At 62.5% G+C, this 24,919-nt stretch carries 25 protein-coding genes, 1 other RNA gene and 1 pseudogene; 19 read left to right on the top strand and 8 right to left on the bottom strand.

What is annotated here, in order from left to right:
• Positions 1–263: 263 nt before the first annotated feature.
• From AC1VON_RS02375 to AC1VON_RS02330, 10 genes are all read left to right on the top strand, one after another.
• Entirely contained in the window at positions 264–1,166 is a 903-nt protein-coding gene (locus AC1VON_RS02375; RefSeq protein ID WP_172348089.1) for a branched-chain amino acid ABC transporter permease, read from the top strand.
• Between the two features lie 4 nt (positions 1,167–1,170).
• Positions 1,171–2,766, top strand: coding sequence for a high-affinity branched-chain amino acid ABC transporter permease LivM (gene livM, locus AC1VON_RS02370; RefSeq protein ID WP_483120291.1), 1,596 nt, complete (start codon positions 1,171–1,173; stop codon positions 2,764–2,766).
• Positions 2,766–4,265 (top strand): ATP-binding cassette domain-containing protein, encoded by a 1,500-nt coding sequence (locus AC1VON_RS02365; protein WP_483120290.1) that lies wholly within the window; start codon positions 2,766–2,768, stop codon positions 4,263–4,265. The genes livM and AC1VON_RS02365 overlap by 1 nt, the downstream gene beginning before the upstream one ends.
• The gene (locus tag AC1VON_RS02360; RefSeq protein ID WP_140776550.1) at positions 4,265–4,993 is read left to right on the top strand and encodes an ABC transporter ATP-binding protein; all 729 of its coding nucleotides are present in this window, start codon (positions 4,265–4,267) and stop codon (positions 4,991–4,993) included. Before AC1VON_RS02365 ends, AC1VON_RS02360 begins: the two co-directional genes overlap by 1 nt.
• 17 nt (positions 4,994–5,010) lie before the next feature.
• Positions 5,011–5,358: a DUF6867 family protein gene (locus AC1VON_RS02355; RefSeq protein WP_115140877.1), complete on the top strand. Its 348-nt coding sequence runs from the start codon at positions 5,011–5,013 to the stop codon at positions 5,356–5,358.
• Between the two features lie 137 nt (positions 5,359–5,495).
• A complete protein-coding gene (locus AC1VON_RS02350) occupies positions 5,496–6,611 on the top strand; it encodes a branched-chain amino acid ABC transporter substrate-binding protein (protein ID WP_172348091.1) in 1,116 nt (371 codons plus the stop codon).
• A gap of 305 nt (positions 6,612–6,916) precedes the next feature.
• Positions 6,917–10,375 (top strand): pyruvate carboxylase, encoded by a 3,459-nt coding sequence (pyc, locus tag AC1VON_RS02345; protein WP_483120289.1) that lies wholly within the window; start codon positions 6,917–6,919, stop codon positions 10,373–10,375.
• Positions 10,376–10,538: 163 nt separating this feature from the next.
• Entirely contained in the window at positions 10,539–10,799 is a 261-nt protein-coding gene (locus AC1VON_RS02340) for a DUF2312 domain-containing protein (protein ID WP_027053014.1), read from the top strand.
• Between the two features lie 147 nt (positions 10,800–10,946).
• Positions 10,947–11,387: a hypothetical protein gene (locus AC1VON_RS02335; protein ID WP_140776542.1), complete on the top strand. Its 441-nt coding sequence runs from the start codon at positions 10,947–10,949 to the stop codon at positions 11,385–11,387.
• Positions 11,388–11,394: 7 nt separating this feature from the next.
• The gene (locus AC1VON_RS02330) at positions 11,395–11,703 is read left to right on the top strand and encodes a hypothetical protein (RefSeq protein ID WP_483120288.1); all 309 of its coding nucleotides are present in this window, start codon (positions 11,395–11,397) and stop codon (positions 11,701–11,703) included.
• 73 nt (positions 11,704–11,776) lie between these two features.
• Here the strand turns inward: AC1VON_RS02330 and msrB are convergent, their stop codons facing one another.
• The 4 genes from msrB to AC1VON_RS02310 form a co-directional block, all read right to left on the bottom strand.
• Positions 11,777–12,181, bottom strand: a complete 405-nt coding sequence (gene msrB, locus AC1VON_RS02325) for a peptide-methionine (R)-S-oxide reductase MsrB (RefSeq protein WP_172348094.1) — start codon at positions 12,179–12,181, stop codon at positions 11,777–11,779.
• A gap of 102 nt (positions 12,182–12,283) precedes the next feature.
• Positions 12,284–13,474, bottom strand: coding sequence for a vWA domain-containing protein (locus AC1VON_RS02320; RefSeq protein WP_483120287.1), 1,191 nt, complete (start codon positions 13,472–13,474; stop codon positions 12,284–12,286).
• A 7-nt stretch (positions 13,475–13,481) separates the two neighbouring features.
• Positions 13,482–13,928 (bottom strand): GNAT family N-acetyltransferase, encoded by a 447-nt coding sequence (locus AC1VON_RS02315; protein ID WP_172348096.1) that lies wholly within the window; start codon positions 13,926–13,928, stop codon positions 13,482–13,484.
• A gap of 91 nt (positions 13,929–14,019) precedes the next feature.
• On the bottom strand, positions 14,020–14,859 hold the full coding sequence (locus AC1VON_RS02310; protein WP_483120286.1) for an AAA family ATPase: 840 nt from the start codon (positions 14,857–14,859) through the stop codon (positions 14,020–14,022).
• Positions 14,860–15,005: 146 nt separating this feature from the next.
• On the opposite strand from AC1VON_RS02310, the gene ssrS reads away from it, so the two are divergent.
• The 6 genes from ssrS (at position 15,006) to AC1VON_RS02280 (ending at position 18,942) form a co-directional block, all read left to right on the top strand.
• A non-coding RNA gene (ssrS, locus tag AC1VON_RS02305) (6S RNA) lies at positions 15,006–15,161 on the top strand.
• A gap of 95 nt (positions 15,162–15,256) precedes the next feature.
• On the top strand, positions 15,257–15,844 hold the full coding sequence (locus AC1VON_RS02300) for a 5-formyltetrahydrofolate cyclo-ligase (protein ID WP_483120285.1): 588 nt from the start codon (positions 15,257–15,259) through the stop codon (positions 15,842–15,844).
• A gap of 70 nt (positions 15,845–15,914) precedes the next feature.
• On the top strand, positions 15,915–16,739 hold the full coding sequence (locus AC1VON_RS02295; RefSeq protein WP_483120284.1) for a TIGR00282 family metallophosphoesterase: 825 nt from the start codon (positions 15,915–15,917) through the stop codon (positions 16,737–16,739).
• Between the two features lie 70 nt (positions 16,740–16,809).
• On the top strand, positions 16,810–17,577 hold the full coding sequence (locus tag AC1VON_RS02290) for a TerC family protein (RefSeq protein WP_483120283.1): 768 nt from the start codon (positions 16,810–16,812) through the stop codon (positions 17,575–17,577).
• A 257-nt stretch (positions 17,578–17,834) separates the two neighbouring features.
• Positions 17,835–18,584 (top strand): YebC/PmpR family DNA-binding transcriptional regulator, encoded by a 750-nt coding sequence (locus AC1VON_RS02285; RefSeq protein ID WP_172348101.1) that lies wholly within the window; start codon positions 17,835–17,837, stop codon positions 18,582–18,584.
• Positions 18,585–18,594: 10 nt separating this feature from the next.
• Positions 18,595–18,942, top strand: coding sequence for an Rdx family protein (locus AC1VON_RS02280; RefSeq protein WP_483120282.1), 348 nt, complete (start codon positions 18,595–18,597; stop codon positions 18,940–18,942).
• Positions 18,943–19,050: 108 nt separating this feature from the next.
• On the opposite strand, the gene AC1VON_RS02275 is transcribed toward AC1VON_RS02280, so the two are convergent.
• Both AC1VON_RS02275 and AC1VON_RS02270 read right to left on the bottom strand, forming a co-directional pair.
• Positions 19,051–19,527, bottom strand: coding sequence for an anthrone oxygenase family protein (locus AC1VON_RS02275; RefSeq protein ID WP_172348103.1), 477 nt, complete (start codon positions 19,525–19,527; stop codon positions 19,051–19,053).
• Between the two features lie 65 nt (positions 19,528–19,592).
• Positions 19,593–19,712: pseudogene (locus AC1VON_RS02270) on the bottom strand (NmrA family transcriptional regulator); the annotation flags it as partial.
• Positions 19,713–19,837: 125 nt separating this feature from the next.
• Between AC1VON_RS02270 and AC1VON_RS02265 the strand changes: the two are divergent.
• Entirely contained in the window at positions 19,838–20,467 is a 630-nt protein-coding gene (locus tag AC1VON_RS02265; protein ID WP_483120281.1) for a TetR/AcrR family transcriptional regulator, read from the top strand.
• A gap of 16 nt (positions 20,468–20,483) precedes the next feature.
• Here the strand turns inward: AC1VON_RS02265 and AC1VON_RS02260 are convergent, their stop codons facing one another.
• On the bottom strand, positions 20,484–21,578 hold the full coding sequence (locus AC1VON_RS02260; protein WP_483120280.1) for an AraC family transcriptional regulator: 1,095 nt from the start codon (positions 21,576–21,578) through the stop codon (positions 20,484–20,486).
• 160 nt (positions 21,579–21,738) lie between these two features.
• Here AC1VON_RS02260 and AC1VON_RS02255 point away from each other — a divergent pair, with 160 nt between their 5' ends.
• On the top strand, positions 21,739–22,446 hold the full coding sequence (locus AC1VON_RS02255; protein ID WP_483120279.1) for a hypothetical protein: 708 nt from the start codon (positions 21,739–21,741) through the stop codon (positions 22,444–22,446).
• A 54-nt stretch (positions 22,447–22,500) separates the two neighbouring features.
• On the opposite strand, the gene rpmE is transcribed toward AC1VON_RS02255, so the two are convergent.
• Complete coding sequence (gene rpmE, locus AC1VON_RS02250) at positions 22,501–22,722, bottom strand: 50S ribosomal protein L31 (protein ID WP_096451251.1); 222 nt, start codon at positions 22,720–22,722, stop codon at positions 22,501–22,503.
• Between the two features lie 206 nt (positions 22,723–22,928).
• Here rpmE and AC1VON_RS02245 point away from each other — a divergent pair, with 206 nt between their 5' ends.
• A complete protein-coding gene (locus AC1VON_RS02245) occupies positions 22,929–24,728 on the top strand; it encodes an ABC transporter transmembrane domain-containing protein (RefSeq protein ID WP_483120278.1) in 1,800 nt (599 codons plus the stop codon).
• The last annotated feature ends 191 nt before the right edge of the window (positions 24,729–24,919 follow it).

Here is a 24,919-nt window from a genome sequence, read left to right as displayed (position 1 = left end):
ATCACCTAATTTTGACGGCAGTTTCTTCGAAACGGAGCGCATTATACGTCTGAATCATCAAGGACATTGCGTTATGCCAATGCTAGGGTCCGCGATAGTCCAGGGTCGGGTGCAAAGAATGGGCGGTCGGAACGACGTGAATCGGAAACACGCGGGGCGATCAAAAAAATCACGTTGCAATCCGGGCTCGAAACTTTACGACTAGGGGAAATACGAAAAGGGATGCGTCTGCATGGGCGACATTCCAGGGGAGCCATGTACACATGCAGTACTTTGTCCAGCAGCTTATCAACGGGCTGACGCTGGGATCGATCTATGGGCTGATCGCGATCGGCTACACGATGGTCTACGGCATCATTGGCATGATCAACTTCGCCCATGGCGACATTTTCATGGTGGGCGCCTTCACGGCGCTGATCGTCTTCCTCATCCTCGGCGCGCTGTTTTATTCGGTGCCCGTGGTCATCGCGCTGCTGGTCATGATGATCGTGGCGATGCTGCTCACCAGCCTCTATAACTGGACGATCGAGAAGGTGGCCTACAGGCCGCTGCGCGGTTCGTTCCGGCTGGCGCCGCTGATCACCGCCATCGGCATGTCGATCGCACTGTCGAACTTCGTCCAGGTCACGCAAGGCCCGCGCAACAAGCCGATTCCGCCGATGGTCAGCCAGGTCTATAACATCAACGGCGTCAGCGTTTCCCTCAAGCAGATCATCATCGTCGTCGTCACGGCGCTGCTTCTGGTGCTGTTCTGGTACCTGGTCAACAGGACCTCGCTTGGCCGCGCCCAGCGCGCCTGCGAGCAGGACCGCAAGATGGCCGCGCTGCTCGGCATCGATGTCGACCGCACAATCTCGATCACCTTCATCATGGGCGCGGCCCTTGCCGCCGTCGCCGGCACGCTGTTCCTGATGTATTACGGCGTCATCGCCTTCTCCGACGGCTTCGTCCCAGGGGTGAAGGCGTTCACCGCGGCGGTGCTTGGCGGCATAGGCTCGCTTCCCGGTGCCGTGCTCGGCGGGTTGCTGATCGGCTTCATCGAGAGCATGTGGTCGGCCTATTTCTCGATCGACTACAAGGACGTGGCGGCGTTCTCGATCCTGGCCATCGTGCTGATCTTCCTGCCTTCCGGCATATTGGGCCGGCCAGAAGTCGAAAAGGTCTGAGACCATGGCCGTGACCGTTTCTCCCGACCGCGACACCGTCGCCAACCCCGTGCCGCGCGCATTGCGCGAGGCCTTGTATGCTGGCGCCATCGCGCTTGGCCTGTTCGTGCTGTTCATCGGGCTCAGAACCGACCAGAACATGTCCAACGAACTGGTCGTCGTGCAGCGCTGGGGCCTGCTCGCCGCCGTGGTCATCGCGACCGCGGTCGGACGCTTTCTCTACGTTGCCTACGGCCAACCCTTCATGGCCAACCAGAAGATCGCCAACGTAGCCACCGGCCTGTTGCCGGCCAGCGTGGCGTCGCGTTTCTTCACGCTGCCGGCCTTCATCGGGGCCATCGTCGCGGCGGTGCTGTTGTTCGTGTTCAACAACTCGCTCGCCGGATGGGTGGGAGCGGAACCGGCGGGCTACCTGCAATTCCTGCGCGCCCTGGCGGTCATTTATGTGCTGGCCTGCGTGATCTACTATTTCCGCGGCTTCATCCATGCCAACTTCACCAAGCTCGGCATTGCCGCGCTGGTGCTCTACCCGATTCTTGTCGTCGCCGTGCTGTCGCTCATGTCGTGGTCTGTCGCCACCGGGCTGCAGGGCTCGCTGAAATGGGTCGACAATTTCGGCATCCAGATCCTGATCTATGTGATGCTGGCCTGGGGACTGAACATCGTCGTCGGCCTCGCCGGCCTGCTCGACCTCGGCTACGTCGCCTTCTACGCGGTCGGCGCTTACGCCTACGCGCTGCTCGCCACGCATTTCGGCCTGTCGTTCTGGATCCTGCTGCCGGCCGCGGGCGCCATGGCGGCGCTGTGGGGGGTGCTGCTCGGCTTTCCGGTGCTGCGCCTGCGCGGCGACTACCTGGCGATCGTCACGCTCGCCTTCGGTGAGATCATCCGCCTGGTGCTGATCAACTGGCGCGACGTGACCAATGGCTCGGCCGGCATTTCCGGCATTCCGAAAGTCACCTTCTTCGGTCTGATGACCTTCAACGTTTCGGACCCCAACTACATCGCCAAGGTTCTGCACCTCGCGACCTCGAGCGCCTACTACAAGATATTCCTCTACTACCTGATCCTGGCGCTGGCGCTGCTCACCGCCTTCGTCACGATCCGCCTGCGGCGCATGCCTGTCGGCCGTGCCTGGGAAGCGCTGCGCGAGGACGAGATCGCCTGCCGCTCGCTCGGCATCAACACGACGACGACCAAGCTGACGGCGTTTGCCACCGGTGCCATGTTCGGCGGGTTCGCCGGCTCGTTCTTCGCCGCGCGGCAAGGTTTCGTCAGCCCCGAATCCTTCGTCTTCCTGGAATCGGCCATCATCCTGGCCATCGTCGTGCTCGGCGGCATGGGGTCGCTGGTCGGCATCGCGGTCGCCGCGATGGTGATGATCGGCGGCACCGAGGCGCTGCGCGAACTCGACTTCCTCAAGCAGGTCTTCGGGCCTGATTTCACCCCGGAACTCTACCGCATGCTTCTGTTCGGGATGGCCATGGTCATCGTCATGCTGTGGAAGCCGCGCGGTTTCGTCGGCAGTCGTGAACCAACCGCCTTCCTCAAGGAGCGAAGGGCTGTCTCAAGCTCCTTCACCAAGGAGGGCCACGGCTGATGAATGCGACCACGCAAATGAAAGAAGCCATCCTGCAGGTCGATCATCTGTCGATGAAGTTCGGCGGCCTGGTCGCCATCGGCGACCTGTCCTTCACCGCCAGGCGCGGCGAGATCACGGCACTAATCGGCCCCAACGGTGCCGGCAAGACCACCGTGTTCAACTGCATCACCGGCTTCTACAAGCCGTCGGAAGGCATGATCACGCTCAACCGCGCCGACGGTTCGAGCTATCTGCTCGAACGGTTGCCCAACCATGAGATCCCGGCGCGCGCCAAGGTGGCGCGTACCTTCCAGAACATCCGCCTGTTCTCGGGCATGACGCTGCTGGAGAACCTTTTGGTCGCCCAGCACAACAAGCTGATGAAGGCATCGGGCTATACGATCCTAGGCCTGTTCGGCTTCAGCGGCTACCGCAAGGCCTCGGCCGAATCGGTGGACCTGGCCAGACATTGGCTCGAGAAGGCCGATCTCGTCGACCGGGCCGACGATCCGGCCGGCGACCTGCCCTATGGCGCGCAGCGGCGTCTCGAGATCGCGCGTGCCATGTGCACCGGGCCCGAGCTTCTGTGCCTCGACGAGCCGGCGGCCGGCCTCAATCCGAAGGAATCGGCGGCACTCAACGAACTCTTGATGGACATCAAGCATACAACCGGCACCTCGATACTCCTGATCGAGCACGACATGTCGGTGGTCATGCAGATTTCCGACCACGTCGTGGTGCTGGAATACGGTCGCAAGATCTCCGACGGCAATCCGCAGTCGGTGCGCACCGATCCGCGCGTCATCGCCGCCTATCTCGGCGTCGACGACGAGGAGGTCGAGACCGTGCTGACCGAGGTCGGCGACGAGGACGTCATCGAGCAGCTCGACATCGGGCCGGATGCCGCGCATGGCCCGGGGACATCGTCATCCTACCTGGCAGGACCGGTGACCGACACCGTCGGACACAGCGAGGGCGAGCGCGTCACCGTGTCGAAGGGCGCCTCGAAAGCGGCGCAGATCGATGCCCGCGCGGCCACCGTGGTGAGCAAACCTGTCGGGACACCATCAAGATCGGCCGCGAAGGCCGGAGCGGCGAAGGCCGCACCGAAGAAAACCGCCACCAAGGCGCCCGCGGCGAAGGCTGAAGGCATTTCGAACCGCCTTGCCGCCCCTCGTGGCGGCAAGGCAGACAATCTGACCCGCATCAAGGGCATCGGCACGGTCAACGAAAAGAAGCTCAACGAACACGGCATCTTCCACTTCGACCAGATCGGCGCCTGGAAGAAGGCCGACGTCGAGGCGGCCGAAGCCTATCTCGCCTTCGACGGGCGCATCGCGCGCGAGGAGTGGGTCAAGCAGGCCAAGCTGCTCGGTCAGGGCAAGGATACGGAATTCTCGCGCCGTGTCGACGCGGGCAAGGTGGCAGCCAGCCATACTTCGGCAAAGAGTGCCACTGCGGCATCCGGGAAGGCCGCGGCCAAACCTGTGTCGAGCAAGCGTGGAGGGGGCAAATAATGGCCGGGACAAGGCTGCTCGATATCAAGGGCGTTGAGACCTACTACGGCAACATCCGGGCGCTGAACGGCGTCGATGTCTCCGTCAACGAGGGCGAGATCGTGGCGCTGATCGGCGCCAACGGCGCCGGCAAGTCGACGCTGATGATGACCATTTTCGGGGCTCCGCGCGCCCGCACGGGCACAATCACCTTCGCCGGCACCGACATCACCCAATTGCCGACGCACGAAATCGCACGCATGCGCATCGCGCAATCACCCGAAGGCCGACGCATCTTCCCGCGCATGACGGTGATGGAAAACCTGCAAATGGGCGCCAGCCTCGACAATCTCAAGCACTATGACGAGGACGTCGAGAAGGTGTTCACGCTGTTCCCGCGGCTGAAGGAGCGCATCGCCCAGCGCGGCGGCACGCTGTCGGGCGGCGAGCAGCAAATGCTGTCGATCGGACGCGCGCTGATGGCGCGGCCGAAACTGCTTCTGCTCGACGAGCCGTCGCTGGGGCTGGCGCCGCTGATCGTCAAGCAGATCTTCGATGCCATCCGCGAGCTGAACCGCACGCAAGGGCTGACCGTGTTCCTCGTAGAGCAGAATGCCTTCGGCGCGCTGAAGCTCGCCACGCGCGGCTATGTCATGGTCAACGGCAATGTGACGATGAGCGGCACCGGCAAGGAACTGCTCGCCAATCCGGAAGTGCGCGCCGCCTATCTCGAAGGCGGACATCACTGAGTTCAGGAGTCCTCACCATGCAAGGCATTCTCTACGAAGAACCGTCAATCTGGCAGTTCTTCTTCGTCACCTGCCTGCTCGGCGGTTGGGCAGCCTGGATGACTGGCAAGGCCAGCGCCCAGACATGGCGCAGCTTCATCCAGCTGTTCGCTTATCTGCTCGGGCTCGGCATCGGCATCCGCTTCATCCACCATGCGCTGTTCAACGGCACGATGTTCTCGCTGCATTACTATATCGTCGACACCATCGTACTGATGATACTGGGTTTCGTTGGCTATCAATACACACGAACCAACCAGATGGTCACACAGTATAATTGGCTCTACGAAAGAGCTTCAATCTTGAGCTGGAAACCCAAAGGTTGAGGCTCGTCATTAACGCCGCGTCAGGGATGAATCGGCGTGACAAGTGCCTGAAAATCGGCAAACTATGCTTTCTGCGATAAGGGTGGGCATCGCATGAAAGCTTCATCCACGCCCACTCCGTTAATGGGAGCGTTTAAATGAAAAAGTCACTTTTGTCCGCCGTTGCCCTGACCGCGCTGGTCGCGTTCAGCGGCAATGCGTGGGCTGATGTCATGTTCGGCGTGGCCGGTCCGATCACCGGTCCGAACGCGGCCTTCGGCGCACAGCTGCAGAAGGGCGCCGAAGCGGCCGTCGCCGCGATCAATGCCAAGGGCGGCATCAACGGCGAGCAGATCAAGCTTGAAGTCGGCGACGACGTCTCCGATCCGAAGCAGGGTATCTCGGTCGCCAACAAGTTCGTCGGCGACGGCGTCAAGTTCGTGGTCGGCCACTTCAACTCGGGCGTGTCGATCCCGGCCTCGGAAGTCTACGCTGAAAACAACATCGTCGAAGTCACGCCGGCCGCGACCAATCCGAAGTTCACCGAGCGTGGCCTGTGGAACGTGTTCCGTACCTGCGGACGCGACGACCAGCAGGGCGGCATCGCCGGCGCCTATATCGCCGCGAATTTCAAGGATGCCAAGGTCGCCGTCGTGCACGACAAGACGCCCTATGGCCAGGGCCTTGCCGATGAAACCAAGAAGGCGATGAATGCCGCCGGCGTCACGGAAGTGATGTATGAAGGCGTCAATGTCGGCGACAAGGACTTCTCGGCGCTCATCGCCAAGATGAAGGAAGCCGGCGTCACCCTGATCTACTGGGGCGGCCTGCACACCGAAGCCGGCCTGATCATCCGCCAGTCCGCGGACCAGGGCCTCAAGGCCACGCTGATGTCGGGTGACGGCATCGTCACCGACGAACTCGCAGCGATCGCGGGCGACGCTGTCGCCGGCACGCTCAACACGTTCGGTCCCGACCCGCGCCTGATCCCGGCCAACAAGGAACTCGTCGAAAAGTTCCGCGCGCAGGGCTTCGAGCCCGAGGCCTACACGCTCTACGCCTATGCCGCCGTGCAGGCGATCGCCGAGGCGGCCACCAAAGCCAAGTCGAACGATCCGCAGGCTGTTGCCAAGGCACTGCATGAAAACGGACCGTACCCGACCGTTCTGGGCGATCTTGCCTATGACGCCAAGGGCGACCCGAAGCTGCCGGGCTACATCATGTACGAGTGGAAGAAGAAGGACGACGGAAAGTATTCCTGGTTCCCGAAATAAGCTGCTTCAGCAGGTCTGATATCCATGATGCCCGGCGCGTTGCGCCGGGCATTTTCTTTGACCGTCGACGTGGCATGACGGGCGCCGCACAACAGGCACACAGCACGCTCTTTAGCCGGTAAACATCGAAGCACCGGCGGCGCTCGCGGCCATGAGGCCAAACTTTCGAGCCGATGCGGGCGGGTTCCTGATAAAAAATCCATTTAAATCGGTTTAATCGCGCGCCGATTCTGTTTGCACTGCAGCATTTTCACGCTAATCATTGCGCCGATTTCCCGTCCCCTTCCGCTGCTGGAGCCCAGTCCTTGGCAATCACGAAGATCCTCGTCGCCAACCGGTCAGAAATCGCCATCCGCGTCTTTCGCGCGGCCAACGAACTGGGCCTCAAAACCGTGGCGATCTGGGCCGAGGAGGACAAATATTCGCTGCACCGCTTCAAGGCCGACGAAAGCTACCAGGTCGGGCGCGGCCCGCATCTCAACAAGGACATGGGGCCGATCGAGAGTTATCTGTCGATCGAGGAAGTGATCCGCGTCGCCAGGCTTTCAGGCGCCGATGCCATCCATCCGGGCTACGGGCTGCTGTCCGAAAGCCCCGAATTCGCCGAAGCCTGCGCGCAAGCCGGCATCACCTTCATCGGCCCGAAGCCGGACACGATGCGCCGCCTCGGCAACAAGGTCGCGGCGCGCAACCTCGCTATCGAGGTCGGCGTGCCGGTCATCCCAGCCACGGACCCGTTGCCGGACGATATGGAGGCGGTCAAGAGACTGGCCAAGGAGATCGGCTATCCGGTGATGCTGAAGGCCTCGTGGGGCGGCGGTGGACGCGGCATGCGCGCCATCCGGTCCGAGGCCGATCTCGCCCGTGAAGTCACGGAAGGCAAGCGCGAGGCCAAGGCCGCCTTCGGCAAGGACGAGGTCTATCTCGAAAAGCTGATCGAACGCGCCCGCCATGTCGAGGTGCAGGTGCTTGGCGACACGCACGGCAATGTCGTGCACCTGTTCGAGCGCGACTGCTCGATCCAGCGCCGCAACCAGAAGGTCGTCGAACGGGCGCCCGCTCCCTATCTCGAAATGTCGCAACGCGAGGAGCTTTGTGGCCATGCGCTGAAGATCGCGCGCGAAACCAGCTATATCGGTGCCGGCACGGTCGAGTTCCTGCAGGATGCCGATACCGGAAAATTCTATTTCATCGAGGTCAATCCGCGCATCCAGGTCGAGCACACCGTCACCGAGCAGGTGACCGGCATCGACATCGTCAAGGCGCAGATCCACATTCTCGACGGCTTCGCCATCGGCACACCGCAGTCGGGCGTGCCGGCGCAGAGGGACATCAGGCTGAATGGCCATGCCCTGCAGTGCCGCATCACCACCGAGGATCCCGAGCACAATTTCATTCCGGACTATGGCCGCATCACCGCCTATCGCGGCGCCACCGGCTTCGGCATCCGCCTCGACGGCGGCACCGCCTATTCAGGCGCGGTCATCACCCGCTTCTACGATCCGTTGCTGGAGAAGGTGACGGCGTGGGCGCCAACACCGGCCGAGACGATTGCCCGCATGAATCGCGCGCTGCGCGAATTCCGCATCCGCGGCGTCGCCACCAATCTCACCTTCCTCGAAGCGATCATCAACCACCCGAGCTTCGCGGACAATTCCTATACGACCAAGTTCATCGACACGACGCCGGAGCTGTTCCAGCAGGTCAAGCGTCAGGATCGGGCGACCAAGCTGCTCAACTACCTGGCCGATGTCAGCGTCAATGGCCATCCCGAGACGCGCGGCCGGCCGATGCCGAAGGCCGATGCGGCCGCACCCGTCGTGCCCTACCTCAACGGCAATGTGCCTGCTGGCAGCAAGCAGAAGCTCGACGTGCTGGGGCCGGAGAAATTCGCCGTCTGGATGCGCGAACAGAAAGAGGTGCTGGTCACCGACACGACGATGCGTGACGGCCACCAGTCGCTGCTGGCCACGCGCGTGCGCACACACGACATCGCCGGCATCGCCGGTACCTACGCACGCGCCCTGCCGCAGCTTCTGTCGCTCGAATGCTGGGGCGGTGCGACCTTCGACGTCGCCATGCGCTTCCTCACCGAGGATCCGTGGGAGCGGCTCTCGCTGGTGCGCGAGGCGGCCCCCAACCTGTTGCTGCAGATGTTGCTGCGCGGCGCCAACGGCGTCGGCTACACCAACTATCCCGACAATGTCGTGCAGCATTTCGTCAAGCAGGCGGCGAGCGGCGGTATCGATCTGTTCCGCGTCTTCGATTGCCTGAACTGGGTCGAGAACATGCGCGTCGCCATGGACGCCGTCGGCGCCGAGGGCAAGCTGATCGAAGCGGCGATGTGCTACACCGGCGACATTCTCGACCCGGCGCGGGCCAAGTACGATCTGAAATATTATGTCGGGCTGGCGGGCGAACTGCAGGCCGCCGGCGCCCACATCATCGCCGTCAAGGACATGGCCGGGCTGCTGAAGCCGGCGGCGGCACGCGTGCTGTTCAAGGCGCTGCGCGAGGCGACGGACCTGCCGATCCATTTCCACACCCATGACACGTCGGGCCTGTCGGCGGCGACAGTGCTGGCGGCGGTGGAGAGCGGCGTCGACGCCATCGACGCGGCGATGGACGCCTTCTCCGGCAACACATCGCAGCCTTGCCTGGGGTCGATCGTCGAGGCGCTGAAGGGCACCGAGCGTGACCCGGGCCTCGACCCGCAATGGATACGCAAGATCTCGTTCTATTGGGAAGCGGTGCGCAACCAGTACGCCGCCTTCGAAAGCGACCTGAAAGGGCCGGCTTCGGAAGTCTACCTGCATGAAATGCCGGGCGGGCAATTCACCAACCTCAAGGAACAGGCGCGTTCGCTCGGACTGGAGACACGCTGGCACGAAGTGGCGCAGACCTATCATGACGTCAACCTGATGTTCGGCGACATCGTCAAGGTGACGCCGTCGTCCAAGGTCGTCGGCGACATGGCGCTGATGATGGTGAGCCAGGACCTGACGGTCGCCGATGTCGAGAATCCGGCCAGGGACATCGCCTTCCCGGATTCGGTCGTCTCGATGCTGCGCGGCGATCTCGGCCAGTCGCCGGGCGGCTGGCCGGCAGCGCTGCAGAAGAAGGCGCTGAAGGGCGACAAGCCGATCACGGCGCGGCCCGGATCGCTGCTCAAGCCGGCCGACCTCAAGGCCAACCGCAAGGAAATCGAGGAGAAGCTCGAGCGCAAGCTCTCGGAATACGAGTTCGCCTCGTGGCTGATGTATCCGAAGGTGTTTACCGACTTTGCCGGCGCGCAAGAGACCTACGGCCCGGTCAGCGTCCTGCCGACGCCGACCTATTTCTACGGCATGAAGTCCGAAGACGAGATCTTCATAGACATCGAGAAAGGCAAGACGCTGGTCGTGCGTTGCCTCGCCATCGGCGATGTCGACGAGAAGGGCATGGTCACCGTGTTCTTCGAACTCAACGGCCAGCCGCGTCGCGTGAAGGTGCCTGACCGGGCGCATGGCGCTTCCGCCGCCAAGGCCCGCCGCAAGGCCGAGCCTGGCAATGAGGCGCATGTCGGCGCGCCGATGCCGGGCGTGGTCTCCGCCCTTTCCGTCACTACCGGCCAGGCGGTGAAGGCGGGTGACGTGCTGCTCTCCATCGAAGCCATGAAGATGGAGACGGCTCTGCATGCCGAGCGAGACGGTACCGTCGCCGAGGTGCTGGTCAAGGCCGGCGACCAGATCGATGCCAAGGATCTGCTGATCGCCTTCAACTGAAAGCTCGCGAAAGAGCGGGCAGGCTGTCGGCTTCTGTCGGCAGCCCTTGGTGAGCTGTTCGATAACGGCTTGACCCGTCGCCCCCGGTCGGGCATCGAACCGCTGAAATTCGCTGCCGGCAACTTTGCGAGTCGCGGCGCAGAAACAATCTTTGGAGAAGAACATGGCCGACGATATCACCGAGACCAGCCAGACTGTTGCCGCCGGCCAGCTGCGTGCCCTCATCGAGCGCATCGAGCGGCTCGAGGAAGAAAAGAAGACGATCGCCGACGACATCAAGGAAGTGTTCGCCGAGGCCAAGGGCACCGGTTTCGACACCAAGGCGATACGCACCATCATCCGTCTGCGCAAGAAGGACCAGGCCGAACGGCAGGAAGAGGACGCCATCCTCGACCTGTACATGGCCGCGCTCGGCATGGAGTAGGACCAGAGCGTTCTCCGTTTCACGCAAACGGCGAACTGCCCTATCTCTTTGTTGATGCAATTTCCAAGGGAAGGCGTTTCACACTTTTCCTGGAATTGCTTTGGCCACCCGGAGCCCGATGCGCCTGCAGGAGATACGGTTTGAACCATGAGCGAATTCGACTTCGGCGGCCGCCGCGCCTCGGAATTCCGCCATCGCGGCTTCTGGACGCTGTTCGCTGAGCGGCATCCGGAAGAGAGAGCCCGGCTGGCACGGCGCGGACCCTGGTTCTGGCAGCGCGGGTTGCCTGACTTCGCCCTGGTCATTTCCATGTATGTCGCGCCGGCGCAGAATCATGTCGGCGTCTTCTTCGGCCGCAACGAGAAGTTCGGCGCGACGCAAAGCTGGTCGCGGCTGAAGCCGTTCCAGCCAGAGATCGAGGACCGGCTGAAGCTCAGGCCGGAACAAAGTTGCGAAGGCCTCGGCATCAATTCGATGTGGCGGGTCAATTGCTTTGCCGAGGATAACTGGCCGGCGATGACCGACTGGCTGGTGACCGAATGCTCGCGTGTCGAGCGCGCCGTCACCGAAGTGCTCGGACAGGGATAGGGCGCCGGTGTCACAGGAAGGCGTCAGGTCCTTCTTCCGCTCGCGTTGGCTTGGCTTGGTGCCGATCGGCCGGCTGTTCTGGCGCGACATGTTGCTGGTCGGGACGGGGATCAACGTTGCATCGTCCGCGGCAGCGCTGATCCTGCTTGGGCTGAAGATGCCGCTCGGCCTTGTGCTGGCGGTGCATCTCGCACCGGTGCCGTACAACATCTTTCTCACTATCGCGGTCTGGCGGACGGCCGAGACATCAGGCGCCAAGGCATTGTTGATGATGCTGGGCTCGGCGCTCTGGCTGATAGCGACAGTTGTCATCTGAGGCGATAGTCAGTTGAGCGCGTACGAAAAAGGGCGGCCGAAGCCGCCCTTTGCCGAAACCTACAGGATATCGTTCAGGCCGCAGGCTCGAATGTCAGCGCCACGCCGTTGATGCAGTAGCGCAGACCGGTCGGCGGCGGACCGTCCTCGAAGACATGGCCGAGATGGCTGCCGCAGCGAGCACAGTGGCATTCAGTGCGGACCATGCCGTAGCTGCGGTCGACCGTGGTCTCGATCGAACCCGGCACCGGGTCGTTGAAACTCGGCCAGCCGGTGCCGCTTTCGAACTTCAGCTTGGATTCGAACAGCGGCTGATCGCAGCCGACGCAGAAGAAGGTGCCGGCGCGCTTCTCGTAGAGAAGAGCGCAGCTTCCGGGGCGCTCAGTGCCGTGGTTGCGCATGACCGCATACTGCTCCGGCGTCAACCGGGCGCGCCATTCGGCATCGGTGCGGGTGACGGGGTAGGTGTGGGTGTCCATTTGATCTCCTCAGCCTTGGCGGCTCGTTATTGGTTGCAGCTCATATTCGCATGAACATAGGCATTTGTTACAGGTTCGCCCAGCGGCGGACTTTCGACAAGATCAATGTTTCCGAGAAAGCTGCTTGGTCGCGCCTTCAAGCCCGGCCAGCGTCAGCGGGAACATGCGGCCGCCAAAGATGTCGCGGATCATCGCGATCGAATGGGTGTAGCCCCAGTTCTTCTGGTTTTCCGGATTGAGCCATACCGCGTTCGGCCATTGCTGCAGCAGGCGGCCGAGCCAGACGGCTCCGGCCTCCGGGTTCCAGTGCTCGACCGAACCGCCGGGGTGGGCGATTTCATAAGGGCTCATCGAGGCGTCGCCGACGACGATCACCTTGTAGTCCGGACCGTATTTGTGGAGGAGGTCTGATGTCGGGATTACCTCGGCATGGCGGCGCCGGTTATCCTTCCACACGCCTTCGTAGAGGCAGTTGTGGAAATAGAAATATTCGAGCTGACGGAATTCGGCTCGTGCCGCCGAAAACAGCTCCTCCACGCTCTTGATATGGTCGTCCATCGAGCCGCCGACATCGAAGAACATCAGCAGTTTCACGGCATTGCGCCGTTCAGGCCGCGTCTGCACGTCGAGATAGCCGTGCTCGGCGGTGGCGTGGATGGTGCCGGGCAGGTCGAATTCCTCCTCGGCGCCCTCGCGCACCCAGCGACGCAGCCGCTTCAGCGCTATCTTGATGTTGCGAGTGCCGAGTTCCACCGCATCGTCGAAATTCCGGAACTCGCGTTTGTCCCACACCTTCACCGCGCGTCGGTTGCGGCTTTCGTGCTGGCCGATGCGCACGCCCTCGGGATTATAGCCATAGGCGCCGAAGGGTGAGGTGCCGCCGGTGCCGATCCATTTCGAGCCGCCCTGGTGGCGGCCTTTCTGCTCCTCCAGCCTTTGCTTCAAGGTTTCCATCAGCTTTTCGAAGCCACCGAGCGCCTCGACCAGCTTTTTCTCTTCCTCGGTCAGGTGTTTTTCGGCAAGCCGGCGCAGCCATTCCTCGGGAATATTGGCGACGTCGACCGCATCCGGTCCGCCCAGCGCCTCGATGCCCTTGAAGACATGGGCGAACACCTGGTCGAAGCGGTCGATGTGGCGCTCGTCCTTCACCAAAGCGGCGCGGGCAAGGTAATAAAAACCCTCGACGTCATAGTCGACCAGCCCGGCTTCCAATCCTTCCAGCAGCGACAGATATTCCCTGAGCGAGACGGGAACACGCGCTGCCTTCAGTTCGAGGAAGAAGGGGATGAACATCTTCTACCTATAGCAGATCATACTCGATGAAGCCGGTGCGACGCGCGACATGGTCGTAGAGCTTGCGCGCGGTGGTGTTGGTTTCGTGCGTCATCCAGTAGACATTCCTGACGCCGATTTTTTCCGCCGCGTCCTTCACCGCCTTGATCAGCGCCGCACCGATGCCCTTGCCGCGCACGTCCGGGTCGGCGAACAGGTCCTGCAGATAGCAGTTGTTTTTCTCCGACCAGCCGGAGCGGTGGTAGAGATAGTGGGTGAGGCCGACCGCCTTGCCGTCGAGCGTCGCGATAAAGCCCTTCGGCTCGAACTCGCCTTCCGTGAACAGCCGCTTCCAGGTAACGACGTAGACCTCTTCCGGCAGCTTGGTTTCGTAGAAGGTGAGGTAGTCGGTCCACAGGCGCTTCCAGTCGGCGTGGTCGGACTGCGCGAGCGGGCGGACGATAATCTCAGACATTTCATTCCTCCGAAGGGTTCTGGCCGAAGCTGCCTTCCTGTCCTGCCGGCAGCAACGGTCCACAGAAGGGCAAAGCGCTATTGCTGCCTGCCTATTGCTGCCTTCTCGCCATGAAGGCCAGCCGCTCGAACAGATGGACGTCCTGTTCGTTCTTCAGCAGCGCGCCGTGCAGCTTGGGCAGCGCGTTCTTGGGGTCGGCGCGCAAATCCTCCGGCGCGATGTCGTCGGCCACCAGCAGTCTTATCCAGTCGAGCGCCTCGGAGGTCGAAGGCTTCTTCTTCAGGCCCGGTACGTCACGGATTTCGTAGAACTGGGTGAGGGCCGCCCGCACCAAATTCTGCTTGATGCCGGGATAGTGGACGTCGACGATCCTGTGCAGCGTGTCGACGTCGGGAAAACGGATGTAGTGGAAGAAACAGCGGCGCAGGAAGGCGTCAGGCAGCTCCTTCTCGTTGTTGGAGGTGATGATGACGATGGGGCGCACGGCGGCGCTTATGGTTTCGCCGGTCTCGTAGACGAAGAACTCCATGCGATCGAGTTCCTGCAGGAGGTCGTTGGGGAATTCGATGTCGGCCTTGTCGATCTCGTCGATCAAAAGCACGACCTTCCTGCCGGCCGCGAACGCTTCCCACAGCTTGCCGCGCTTGATGTAGTTCTTGATGTCGTTGAACCTGGCATCGCCGAGCTGGCTGTCGCGCAGTCGCGAGACGGCGTCATATTCGTAAAGACCCTGCTGCGCCCGCGTCGTCGATTTGACGTGCCATTCGATGAGGTCGAGGCCGAGGGCGGCCGCCACCTGGTGGGCAAGCTCGGTCTTGCCGGTGCCGGGCTCGCCCTTGACCAGCAGGGGCCGTTCCAGCGCGATCGCCGCGTTGACGGCCACCATCAGGTCCTTGTCGGCGACATAGGCCGCCGTGCCTTCGAAACGCATTTTTGCTCCTTCGTTCATTCCGGGCGACCGTAAGGAGGCGGCTCGGCCCGCGCAAGAGTGAGGCGGCGATGGCGACGTCGCGAGCCCCGCACGGAAAGAATGGCAACTCTCTGGCGCTCGGGGGACCATCGGCCTATATTGAGGGAGACGGTCTGCGCTTCCCGGCAGGAGAACATTTTCCCCGGGGCCTTAACGATCCTTAGGGAGCTGTCCCTGGGAAGACCCGTGGGTTTTCTCACACGGCGCCCACCTACTTTGTAGGTTCCCGGGATCGCTCTCTCCACCGGTTGCGTGGATCGTCACTTCTTGCATGCGCTCGTGGATTCCGGTGGATGATGCGGTAGAAAACGTCGCTCCTAAAACGCCATCCATATCCGGCCTTTTCTATCGTCCGCGCATGACATCTCTCAAAGACCTGAAAAAACAGCTGCGGCGCGAAGCGCTTGGACGCCGCGACGCGCTCGATGAATTCTGGCGGGTCGAGGCAGCGCTCGAAATGGCCGAGACGGCGCGCGATCATCTCGCTATCGAGCCCGGCCAGATCGTATCCGGCTTCTGGCCGATGCGTTCGGAAGTCGACGTCAGGCCGTTGATGTTCGCCTTGCGCGAAAAGGGCGCGAGACTTTGCCTGCCGGCCATTCTCGACAAGACCACGATCGTCTTTCGCGAGCTGGTTCGCGGGGCACCGATGGTGGATATGGGCTTCGGCACGGTCGGACCCCATGAAGAGGCCGAGGTCCTTGATCCCGAGGTGATGCTGGTGCCGCTCGCCGCCTTCGACGCGCGCGGCCACCGCATCGGCTATGGCGCCGGCTATTACGACCGGGCGATCGCGAAGCTCGTCGACAAGGGGCATGCACCCCGGCTGATCGGCATCGCCTTCGAATGCCAGGAAGTCCCGCAGGTTCCGGATGAGCCCCATGACGTCGTCATCCCGGAAATACTCACAGAGAACGGGTTGCGCCGCTTCGCACCGAAATTGTAGATAATGGAGGCATGATCTTTTCGCGGACGTCATGCAGCTTTTGCTTCGCTGACTTTCGGTGCGGGATCATATGAGACTTCTCTTCCTCGGAGACATGGTTGGAAAAACAGGACGCACGGCGGTGTGGGAACAACTGCCTGGCCTGATCTCGGATTTCAAACTCGACTTCGTCATCGTCAATGGCGAGAACGCCGCCGGCGGTTTCGGCATCACCGAAGAGATATTCCGAGAAACGATCGCGGCCGGCGCCGATGTCGTGACCACCGGCAACCATGTCTGGGATCAGCGTGACGCACTCGCCTTCGCGCCGCGCGAAGAGCGCTTCCTGCGCCCTTCCAATTTTCCCAGGGGCACGCCCGGGCGCGGGTCCGGCGTCTATATCGCCAGGAGCGGGGCCAGGGTCCTGGTCGCCAACATCATGGGCCGGGTGTTCATGCATCCGGAGCTCGACGATCCGTTCCAGGCTGGTGAGCGCGAGCTTGCCGCCTGTCCGCTCGGCGAGCAGGCCGATGCGGTGGTGATCGACTTCCACGCCGAGGCGACCTCGGAGAAGATGTGCTTCGCGCATTTCGTCGACGGCCGCGCCAGTCTCGTCGTCGGAACCCATACCCACCAGCCGACCGCCGATCACCAGATCCTCAATGGCGGCACGGGTTACATTTCCGACGCCGGCATGTGCGGCGATTATGATTCCTCGCTCGGCATGGACAAGGAGGAGCCGCTCAACCGGTTCCTGTCGAAAGTGCCGAAAGGCCGCTTCGAGGCTGCGACTGGACCTGCAACATTGTGCGGTGTCGGCGTGACTATTTCCGATCGCACGGGCCTGACCGAAAAGATCGCGCCGTTTCGTCGCGGGCCGAGACTTGAAGAAACGGCCCCGTCTTTCTGGTCGTGACATTGATATAGAGGTTTGTAGTACCTAACTGCCGGCGACACTGCTCTAGATCGTAGAGGGGACGACCTCCATGCAGCTCATTGAGTTCCTGGCGCCGCATTTTCAGTTTGTATCCGATCCAACGGCCTGGGTCGCGTTGCTGACGCTGGTGGTGCTCGAGATCGTGCTCGGCATCGACAATCTGATCTTCATCTCGATCCTGACCAACAAGCTGCCGGAAGCGCAACGGGCCCGCGCCCGACGGCTCGGCATCTCGGCGGCACTGGTCATGCGGCTCGTGCTGCTGGCCACCATTTCGGTCATCGTCCAGCTGACGACGCCGGTATTCACCGCATTCGACCACGGCTTCTCCTGGCGCGACCTGATCCTGATCGCCGGCGGCCTGTTCCTGGTGTGGAAGGCGACGAAGGAAATCCATCATACCGTCGATCCGGACGACCATCAGGACACGATGCTGGGCGAGACGCTCAAGATTTCGCTGGCCGGCGCCATCTTCCAGATCCTGCTGCTCGATCTGGTCTTCTCGATCAACTCCATCATCACAGCCGTCGGCATGACCGACGAGATCGCCATCATGTATATCGCGGTGATCGTGGCCGTCACCGTGATGATGCTGGCTGCGGGGCCGCTGGCCAACTTCATCGCCCGGAACCCCAGCATCGTCATGCTGGCGCTGGGCTTTCTGTTGATGATCGGCATGACGCTGATCGCCGATGGCATGGGCTACCATGTGCCGAAGGGCTACATCTACGCGGCGATGGGTTTCTCGGCGCTGGTCGAGGGGCTCAACATGCTGGCACGGCGGCGCAAGAAAGCGAAATCCGGCGACGGGCATTGAATCCAGAGTTGGCTCTTCCCCAGAACACCGGCAATCCGGCCGACATCGGTCATCAGGCGCAAGCAGACGTCCCGGATACGGCGCGCTGGACGAATTGAGCCGATTTATCTATAAGCCGGCCATTCCGACAGAGAACGCCGTGCTTCCGTGGGTTGCACCTGGGACGCTCTGAAATTTTGAATTCGAGCATTTTTGCGAAGGGCAAGGTGATCCACCTGGCTGCAGGATGCTCTAGCCGAGAAGACGACAGGGGTGCCATGGCTGGCCATTCGCAGTTCAAGAACATCATGCACCGCAAGGGCCGTCAGGACGCGGTGCGGTCGAAAATGTTTTCCAAGCTGGCGCGCGAAATAACCGTTGCCGCCAAGAGCGGCACGCCCGATCCATCGATGAACCCACGCCTGCGGCTGGCGATCCAGAACGCCAAGGCCGTGTCGATGCCGAAGGACAATATCCAACGCGCCATCAACAAGGCCTCGATGGGCGATGCCGAAAACTACGAGGCTGTGCGCTATGAAGGCTATGGCCCAGGTGGCGTCGCCGTCATCGTCGAGGCCTTGACCGACAACCGCAACCGCTCAGCGTCGAATGTGCGCGCGGCCTTCACCAAGGCCGGCGGCGCGATGGGCGAAACCGGCTCGGTGTCCTTCATGTGGGACCGTGTCGGCGAGATCTACTATCCGGCATCGGCCGGCAGCGCCGACAAGGTCATGGACGCGGCGATCGAAGCCGGCGCCGACGATGTCGAGTCGGACGAGGAAGGCCACACGATCTACTGCGCCTTCGAGAATCTCGGCGAGGTGTCGAAGGCGCTGGAGGCTTCGCTCGGCGAAGCGGAATCGGTGAAGCTGATCTGGAAGCCGCAAAACAATGTTCCGGTCGACGAGGAGCGGGCACAATCGCTGATGAAGCTGGTCGCCACGCTCGAGGACGACGACGACGTGCAAAGCGTCTACGCCAACTTTGAAGTCGACGACGAGACCTTGGCCAAGCTCAGCGCGGCGTGATCGGCGGGATATGAGCAGAGCTCAATCCGATATGAGCGAGAAGCCGTTGCCCGCCATCCGCATCACCTATTGCACGCAGTGCCAGTGGCTGTTGCGCGCCGGCTGGATGGCGCAGGAGCTGCTCTCCACCTTCGGCACGGATCTCGGCGAGGTGACGCTGGTGCCCGGCACCGGCGGCGTCTTCACCGTCTCCTGCAACGACGTGCTGGTCTGGGACCGCAAGCGCGACGGCGGCTTTCCGGATGCGGCAAAACTCAAGCAGCTGGTGCGTGACGTGATCGACCCGGATCGCGATCTCGGTCATTCCGATCGCAAGGGCCACACGTCAAAAGGGCACGCGCAAAAAGACCCTGCCTGAGCTGAGGCTTTTGCGTTTCATCGACTGCTTTGTTTGACGCAATTCCCAAGGGAAAGCGCTGCGCGCTTTTCCCGGGAAAACCGCCTCACACTTTTCCTGGAATTGCTTCTAGCGCAACGCGAAGATAAAGCAGGCCATCGCCACGATGGCGGTGATGGTGCGGACGTGGTTCCACATCACCCATTGGCTCAGATGGTTCGCCCACACGGCGGCACCGTTGCTGCTGGCCGGGTCGACAGCGGCAAGCGCATCGTTGAGAGGCACGTTGAAGACCATGGTCACGATTGGGTTGCCGATGACGTAGATCACCGCGCCGGCGAGCAGCCAGTACGAGCCGGACTGGGCCCAGCCCATAATGGCGGCGGCGATAAGCACCAGACAGAGCAGGCCGGTACCGAAAAGCGCCGTCATGAAAGTGGGCGTGATCACCGTGATGTTGATCGAATTCATCGCCGCGATGCCTTGCGGGACAGGCAGCCGGGCAAGCGCCGCCATGACGAAATTGGAAAAGGCGAAGAACACGCCGGCGACGAGTCCCGAGCCGATCGCGGCAATGATGGTGAGAGCGGGAAGAAGCTTGATCATCTCAGTTGCTCCAGATTCGGCTAGCGGCGGTTTCGGTTGCGTAGGCGGAGAAGTCTTTCGGTGGACGGCGTGCCGGAACGGGAGCCGATCCGTACCGGAATGCCCCGCGCCGTCAGCCGCTCGGCAAGACGGCGGCCGGTCTTGCCGGTGCCGCCGAGGATCAGGATTGGCTTGGTGTCGGTCATGGTGGCTTTCCTTCGGTTCAAAACATGAGTAATACTCACATTTGCAAAACGTGATAAACCCTCGTATTTTGCGAGTCAAGCCATTTCCTCGGCGATCGTGCCGAGTGCTTTATTGGAGACAGCCCATGGAAGGCACGCCGGCCAGCGAGCAGATCGCTTCGCCACGGCGGGCGCCGAGCCAGCAGCGCAGCCGCGAGCGGGTGGAGCGCATGCTGGCCGCAGCCTCGGCGCTGATCACCGAGCAAGGCAGCGATGCCATGCGCATGGGCGAAGTCGCGGAACGGGCGGGGGTGTCGATCGGCTCGCTCTACCAGTTCTTTCCCGACAAGCGGGCGATCATCTGGGCGCTGGCCGAGCGCTACACAGCCGAGAGCCAGGCCTGCATTTCAGCGGCACTCGCCAATGTCGGCGATGCCGAAGGCCTGCGGCGGGCTTTCTCGGACCTTGTCGATATCTATTACGGGCTGTTCCTGGCCGAGCCTGTGATGCGCGACATCTGGTCTGGCACGCAGGCCGACAAGGCGCTGCGCCAGCTCGAACTCGCCGACAGCCGGGCCAACGCTGAATTCCTTGTGGCGGTGCTGAAGCGCCTACATCCGGGCGCCGACCCGGTCTCCCTGGAGACGACCGCATTTCTCGTCTGGCAGATGGGCGAGGCCGCGATGCGGCTGGCCATCTCGGTCGACCGGCAGGAAGGCGACAGGCTGGTCGCCGCCTACAAGCGCATGGCGCTGCGGGAACTGACCGGAGACTGAGTGGCCCTGCGCATGTTCATCTTCCTCCCTCCGGCAAAGATGTGGCCGGCAAGGATGTGACCAACATCGCACCGCCTGGCGGCTGGTGCTCAAGCCGCCAGGCCTTCGGGCTCAGGCCGGTGATGCGCAGGAACTCGCGGTTGAAGTTCGATTTGCTGAGGAAACCGGCGTCGAACATGATGCGGGTGATCGGCGCGTCCGTCGTCGCCAGCAGGCGGCGCGCCTCGTCGATCCGCTGGTTGTTGACATATTGCGACACGCTCGATCCGTGAATGCGATTGATCGCCGACGACACTTGCCGTGCCGGCAGGCCGAGCCGCCTGGCGATGCGCCCAAGGTTGAGATCGACATCCTTGTAGAGTTCCTTCGACTGCATCAGCGCGTCGACCGCCGCCGCGACCGCGGAGTCTTCGCTGGTTATCCGCGGCGCGGCTTGCCCCCGAGGCTCATCCTCTTCTTCCTGGTCTTCGTCCGGTGCGGCGGTTTCGCTGGCGACCGCGGCAGCACCGCCGAGAAGCAACAGCGCCAGCACGTTGCCGCCGGCAATCACCGCGCCGGAATGAGATCCGCCGGTCCATTGCATGTCGAGACTGATGATGATGTCGGTGACCGGCGACGCGAAGATCGCCAGCGCCGTCACCCACAGCGACCGGTAGGACCGCAAGACGCCGTCGAGGCGCGATTCGACAAGGACATCCGGGCCGGCCAGTGCAAGCCAGAGAAGCGCCAGCCCATACGACAGGAACACCAGGATGATCACCGGGCCGACCGGCTCGCGCCAGAAGATCAACAGCAAGGCAACCAGGCAGGCCGGCAGCAGATGCGGCCACAGCCGTGCCAGGCGATGCTCCGATCGTTCCTTCGTCAAGCCGCTGAAGGCGATCCAGGCAAGCGGTGCGATCAGCGTCGCCAGCACCGACTGGACCGGCATCATGGCCCTGACATCATAACCCCAGCGGATGCCGATCAGCACCGACTGCAAGGCATAGGCGGCCATCAGTAGCATGAAGGCGATGTGCTCGCGCAGATCGGCCTCGTTTGCGCGGATCATCTGCACAAGCAGGATCACGAGCAGCAGGGCGACGACGAACGGCAGGGGAATGAAGATCATGATCGCAAGCGTGGTCCCAGGGCTGGCAGCGACCGACAATGACCTGGATTGCGTTCACGGTCGTCCCGGATCGCGATCGAGGTCGCGGAAATCGGCGTCCCGGGTCATTCCGACAGCGCCACGGTCCAGCCGGGACCGCCACACATGATCGGAGATATCAATGAAATCCGCAATTCTTGGCCTGCTGTCATTCGGCAGCGTCGTGCTTGCGTCACCGGCAAGCGGGGATGCCGGCAAGACACTTGATCTCGCCGGCGTGAGCGCCGTCGTCATATCGGGCGAAGCCAGTTCCGTCAGACTCACCACTTCGGCCTCGGCGCCTTACCAGGCGACGATCGGCAGCCGGCGCGAAGGCTGGTTCGCGCGCTGGTATTCGAGCTGGTTCGCCAATGACTGCAGCCTTGCCAGCGACATGAAGCTGGAGGCCTCGACATTGCGTATCGACGTTGCCCCCTCCTCATGGCTGGATCCCTCCGACTGCAGGGTCGAGATCAACGCCAACATTCAGCCCGAGAGTTCGGTGTCGATCGACCAGGCCGCGCTGCAGGCCAACATGTCGGGGGATTTCTCCACCATCGCCATAACCAGCAAGGCGGCCGATATTTCGCTGGATGGGCATGCCTCGACCGTCGACCTCAGAGGCGACGCGCTGAAAGCCGATCTCGCCTTCGGCAGTGTCAGGCAGGACGAAAACATCGCCATCACCGGCAAGGCGCTGGATGCCACGCTGTCCTTCGGGCAGGGGGTTGCGATCAGCTATTCGGTCACCGCGACGGCGTCCTTGGTCGACAGTTCGCTTGTCAGCACCGCCGGCGCCAAACCCTCGGTTGCCATCAAGGGTGACTTTGTTCGTGCCACCATTCGTTGAACAAAAAACCCGCCTCGAAGGCGGGTTTTTGATCTGCGGCAATGCCGAAAGGGCTTAGAGGCCGAAACCTTCGAAACGCTTCTTGAACTTCGACAGGCGGCCGCCGCGGTCGAGCAGGGTCTGCTGGCCGCCGGTCCAGGCCGGGTGCGTGGTCGGGTCGATATCGAGGTTCATCGTATCGCCTTCCTTGCCCCAGGTCGAACGGGTCATGTATTCGGTGCCGTCGGTCATGACGACCTTGATGGTGTGGTAATCGGGATGGATAGCGCTCTTCATGGCTCGGTTCCTGGCTTGCCGGCGCGGCTGACGGGCATGAGCCTGCGTCGATGCGCCTCTTTTTAAAACTCGAAGCCGCAGCTATTGAGGAGCCACGGCTTCTAAAACGGTCGGCGAGCCTATACATCAGGCGGAATTGAATCACAAGGCCGCGGCAAGCGCATATTGCGACGCCTAGAGCTGAAGCGGCTAGAGGAAACACCGAGATGGCGCAATCAAGCAGCGCAGACGAGCGCCGACGCTCGCTCAAGCCGCTCCGACGCCTGTTCCCCTATATCACGCAATATCGCACGCTGGTCGTCGGCGCCCTCATCTCGCTGACCATCGCGGCGGCAACCACATTGGCGCTGCCGCTGGCCGTGCGGCGCATGATCGACCATGGTTTCTCGTCGTCCAGCACCACTTTCATCGCCGAATACTTCGCGGCGCTGGTGGCGATGGCCGCCATGCTGGCGGCGGCATCGGCCTGCCGCTATTATTTCGTCATCACGCTGGGCGAACGCGTCGTCGCCAATATCAGGCGCGATGTCTTTGCCCATGTGACGACGCTGTCGCCTGCCTTCTTCGACACCGCGCAGTCGGGCGAGATCGTCTCGCGGCTCGCCGCCGATACCACACAGGTCAAATCGGCGGTCGGCGCCACGGCCTCGGTCGCGCTGCGCAACGTCATCCTCGGCCTCGGCGCGGTGGGAATGATGGTCATCACCAGCCCGAAACTGTCCGGCCTGGTCATCGCAGCCATTCCCATCATCGTGCTGCCCCTGGTCGCCTTCGGCCGCTCGGTGCGGCGCAAGTCAAGGCAGGCGCAGGACACGCTTGCCGAGGCGACAGCCTATGCCAGCGAGCAGATCGGCGCGGTGCGCACGCTGCAGGCCTTCACCAATGAGAAACTGGTCACCGGGCGGTTTTCGGGCGCGGTGGAAGCTGCCTTCGAGGCTGCACGCGCCTCGATCTTCGCTCGCTCTTTCCTCACCTTCTTCGCCATTTTCACCATCTTCTCGTCTGTCGTGGCGGTGCTGTGGTTCGGCTCGCGCGATGTGCTCGACGGCAATCTGTCGCCAGGCACGCTTGGCCAGTTCCTGCTCTATTCGGTGTTCGCCGCCGGCGCGCTCGGCGCGCTATCGGAAGTCTGGGGCGAACTTGCCCAGGCGGCTGGCGCGGCCGAACGGCTGACCGAAATCCTCGCCGAGAAGCCGGCGATCCAGGCACCGGCCGATCCGAAGCCGCTGCCGTCGGTCGCCAAGGGCGCGATCGTCTTCGACAACGTCTCCTTCTCCTATCCGGCAAGGCCCGACCGTGCCGCCGTCCACTGCTTGAGTTTTCAGGTCATGCCCGGCGAGACGGTGGCCATCGTCGGTCCTTCAGGGGCCGGCAAGAGCACGGTGTTTTCGCTGATCCTGCGTTTCTACGATCCCGAAACCGGCAAGATCCTGATCGATGGCGTCGACGTGCGCGAAGCCGATCCGGTTTCGGTGCGCAAGCGTATCGCCATCGTCCCCCAGGACGTCACCATCTTCGCGGCGAGCGCGCGCGACAATATCGGCTTCGGCCGGCCGGGCGCGGGCAGTGCCGAGATCGAGGCGGCCGCGAAGGATGCGCTGGCCGATGAATTCATCCTCAAGCTCGAACACGGCTACGACAGCCAGGTCGGCGAACGCGGCGTGACGTTGTCCGGCGGCCAGCGCCAGCGTGTGGCGATCGCCCGTGCCATCCTGCGCGACGCGCCGATCCTGCTGCTCGACGAAGCGACCTCGGCGCTCGATGCCGAAAGCGAGACGCTGGTACAGACGGCGCTGGAGCGGCTGATGCAAGGCCGCACCACCATCGTCATCGCCCATCGGCTGGCAACAGTGCTGAAGGCCGACAGGATTCTGGTCATGGATGGCGGCCGCATCGTCGAGGAAGGCACGCATCAGAGCCTGGTCGCCAAGGGCGGCATCTATGCCAGGCTGGCCAAGCTGCAGTTCGAGACCGGCGCCAGCGCCTTCAGGGGCGCGGCGGAGTAGGTTCCGGCAGCCGGAGAGTATTCGAGAAAACGGCTGCACAGTGACTGAGACAGCACGCTGAAATCGCGGCGAGCGTCGAATTTAAGTAAAACAATAAATTAGATCATTCTGAAATGTAGTCGTCATATGCCGACTGTGCGTCTTTACTAGTCTGGGATAAAGTACAAAATCTTCTGAGCTTCGTACCGGAA

It is taken from the genome of Mesorhizobium sp. HAY1-8B, assembly GCF_056868045.1.
The sequence above is the reverse complement of the archived record's forward strand: the minus strand, read 5'-3'. Positions and strand labels throughout refer to the sequence as shown.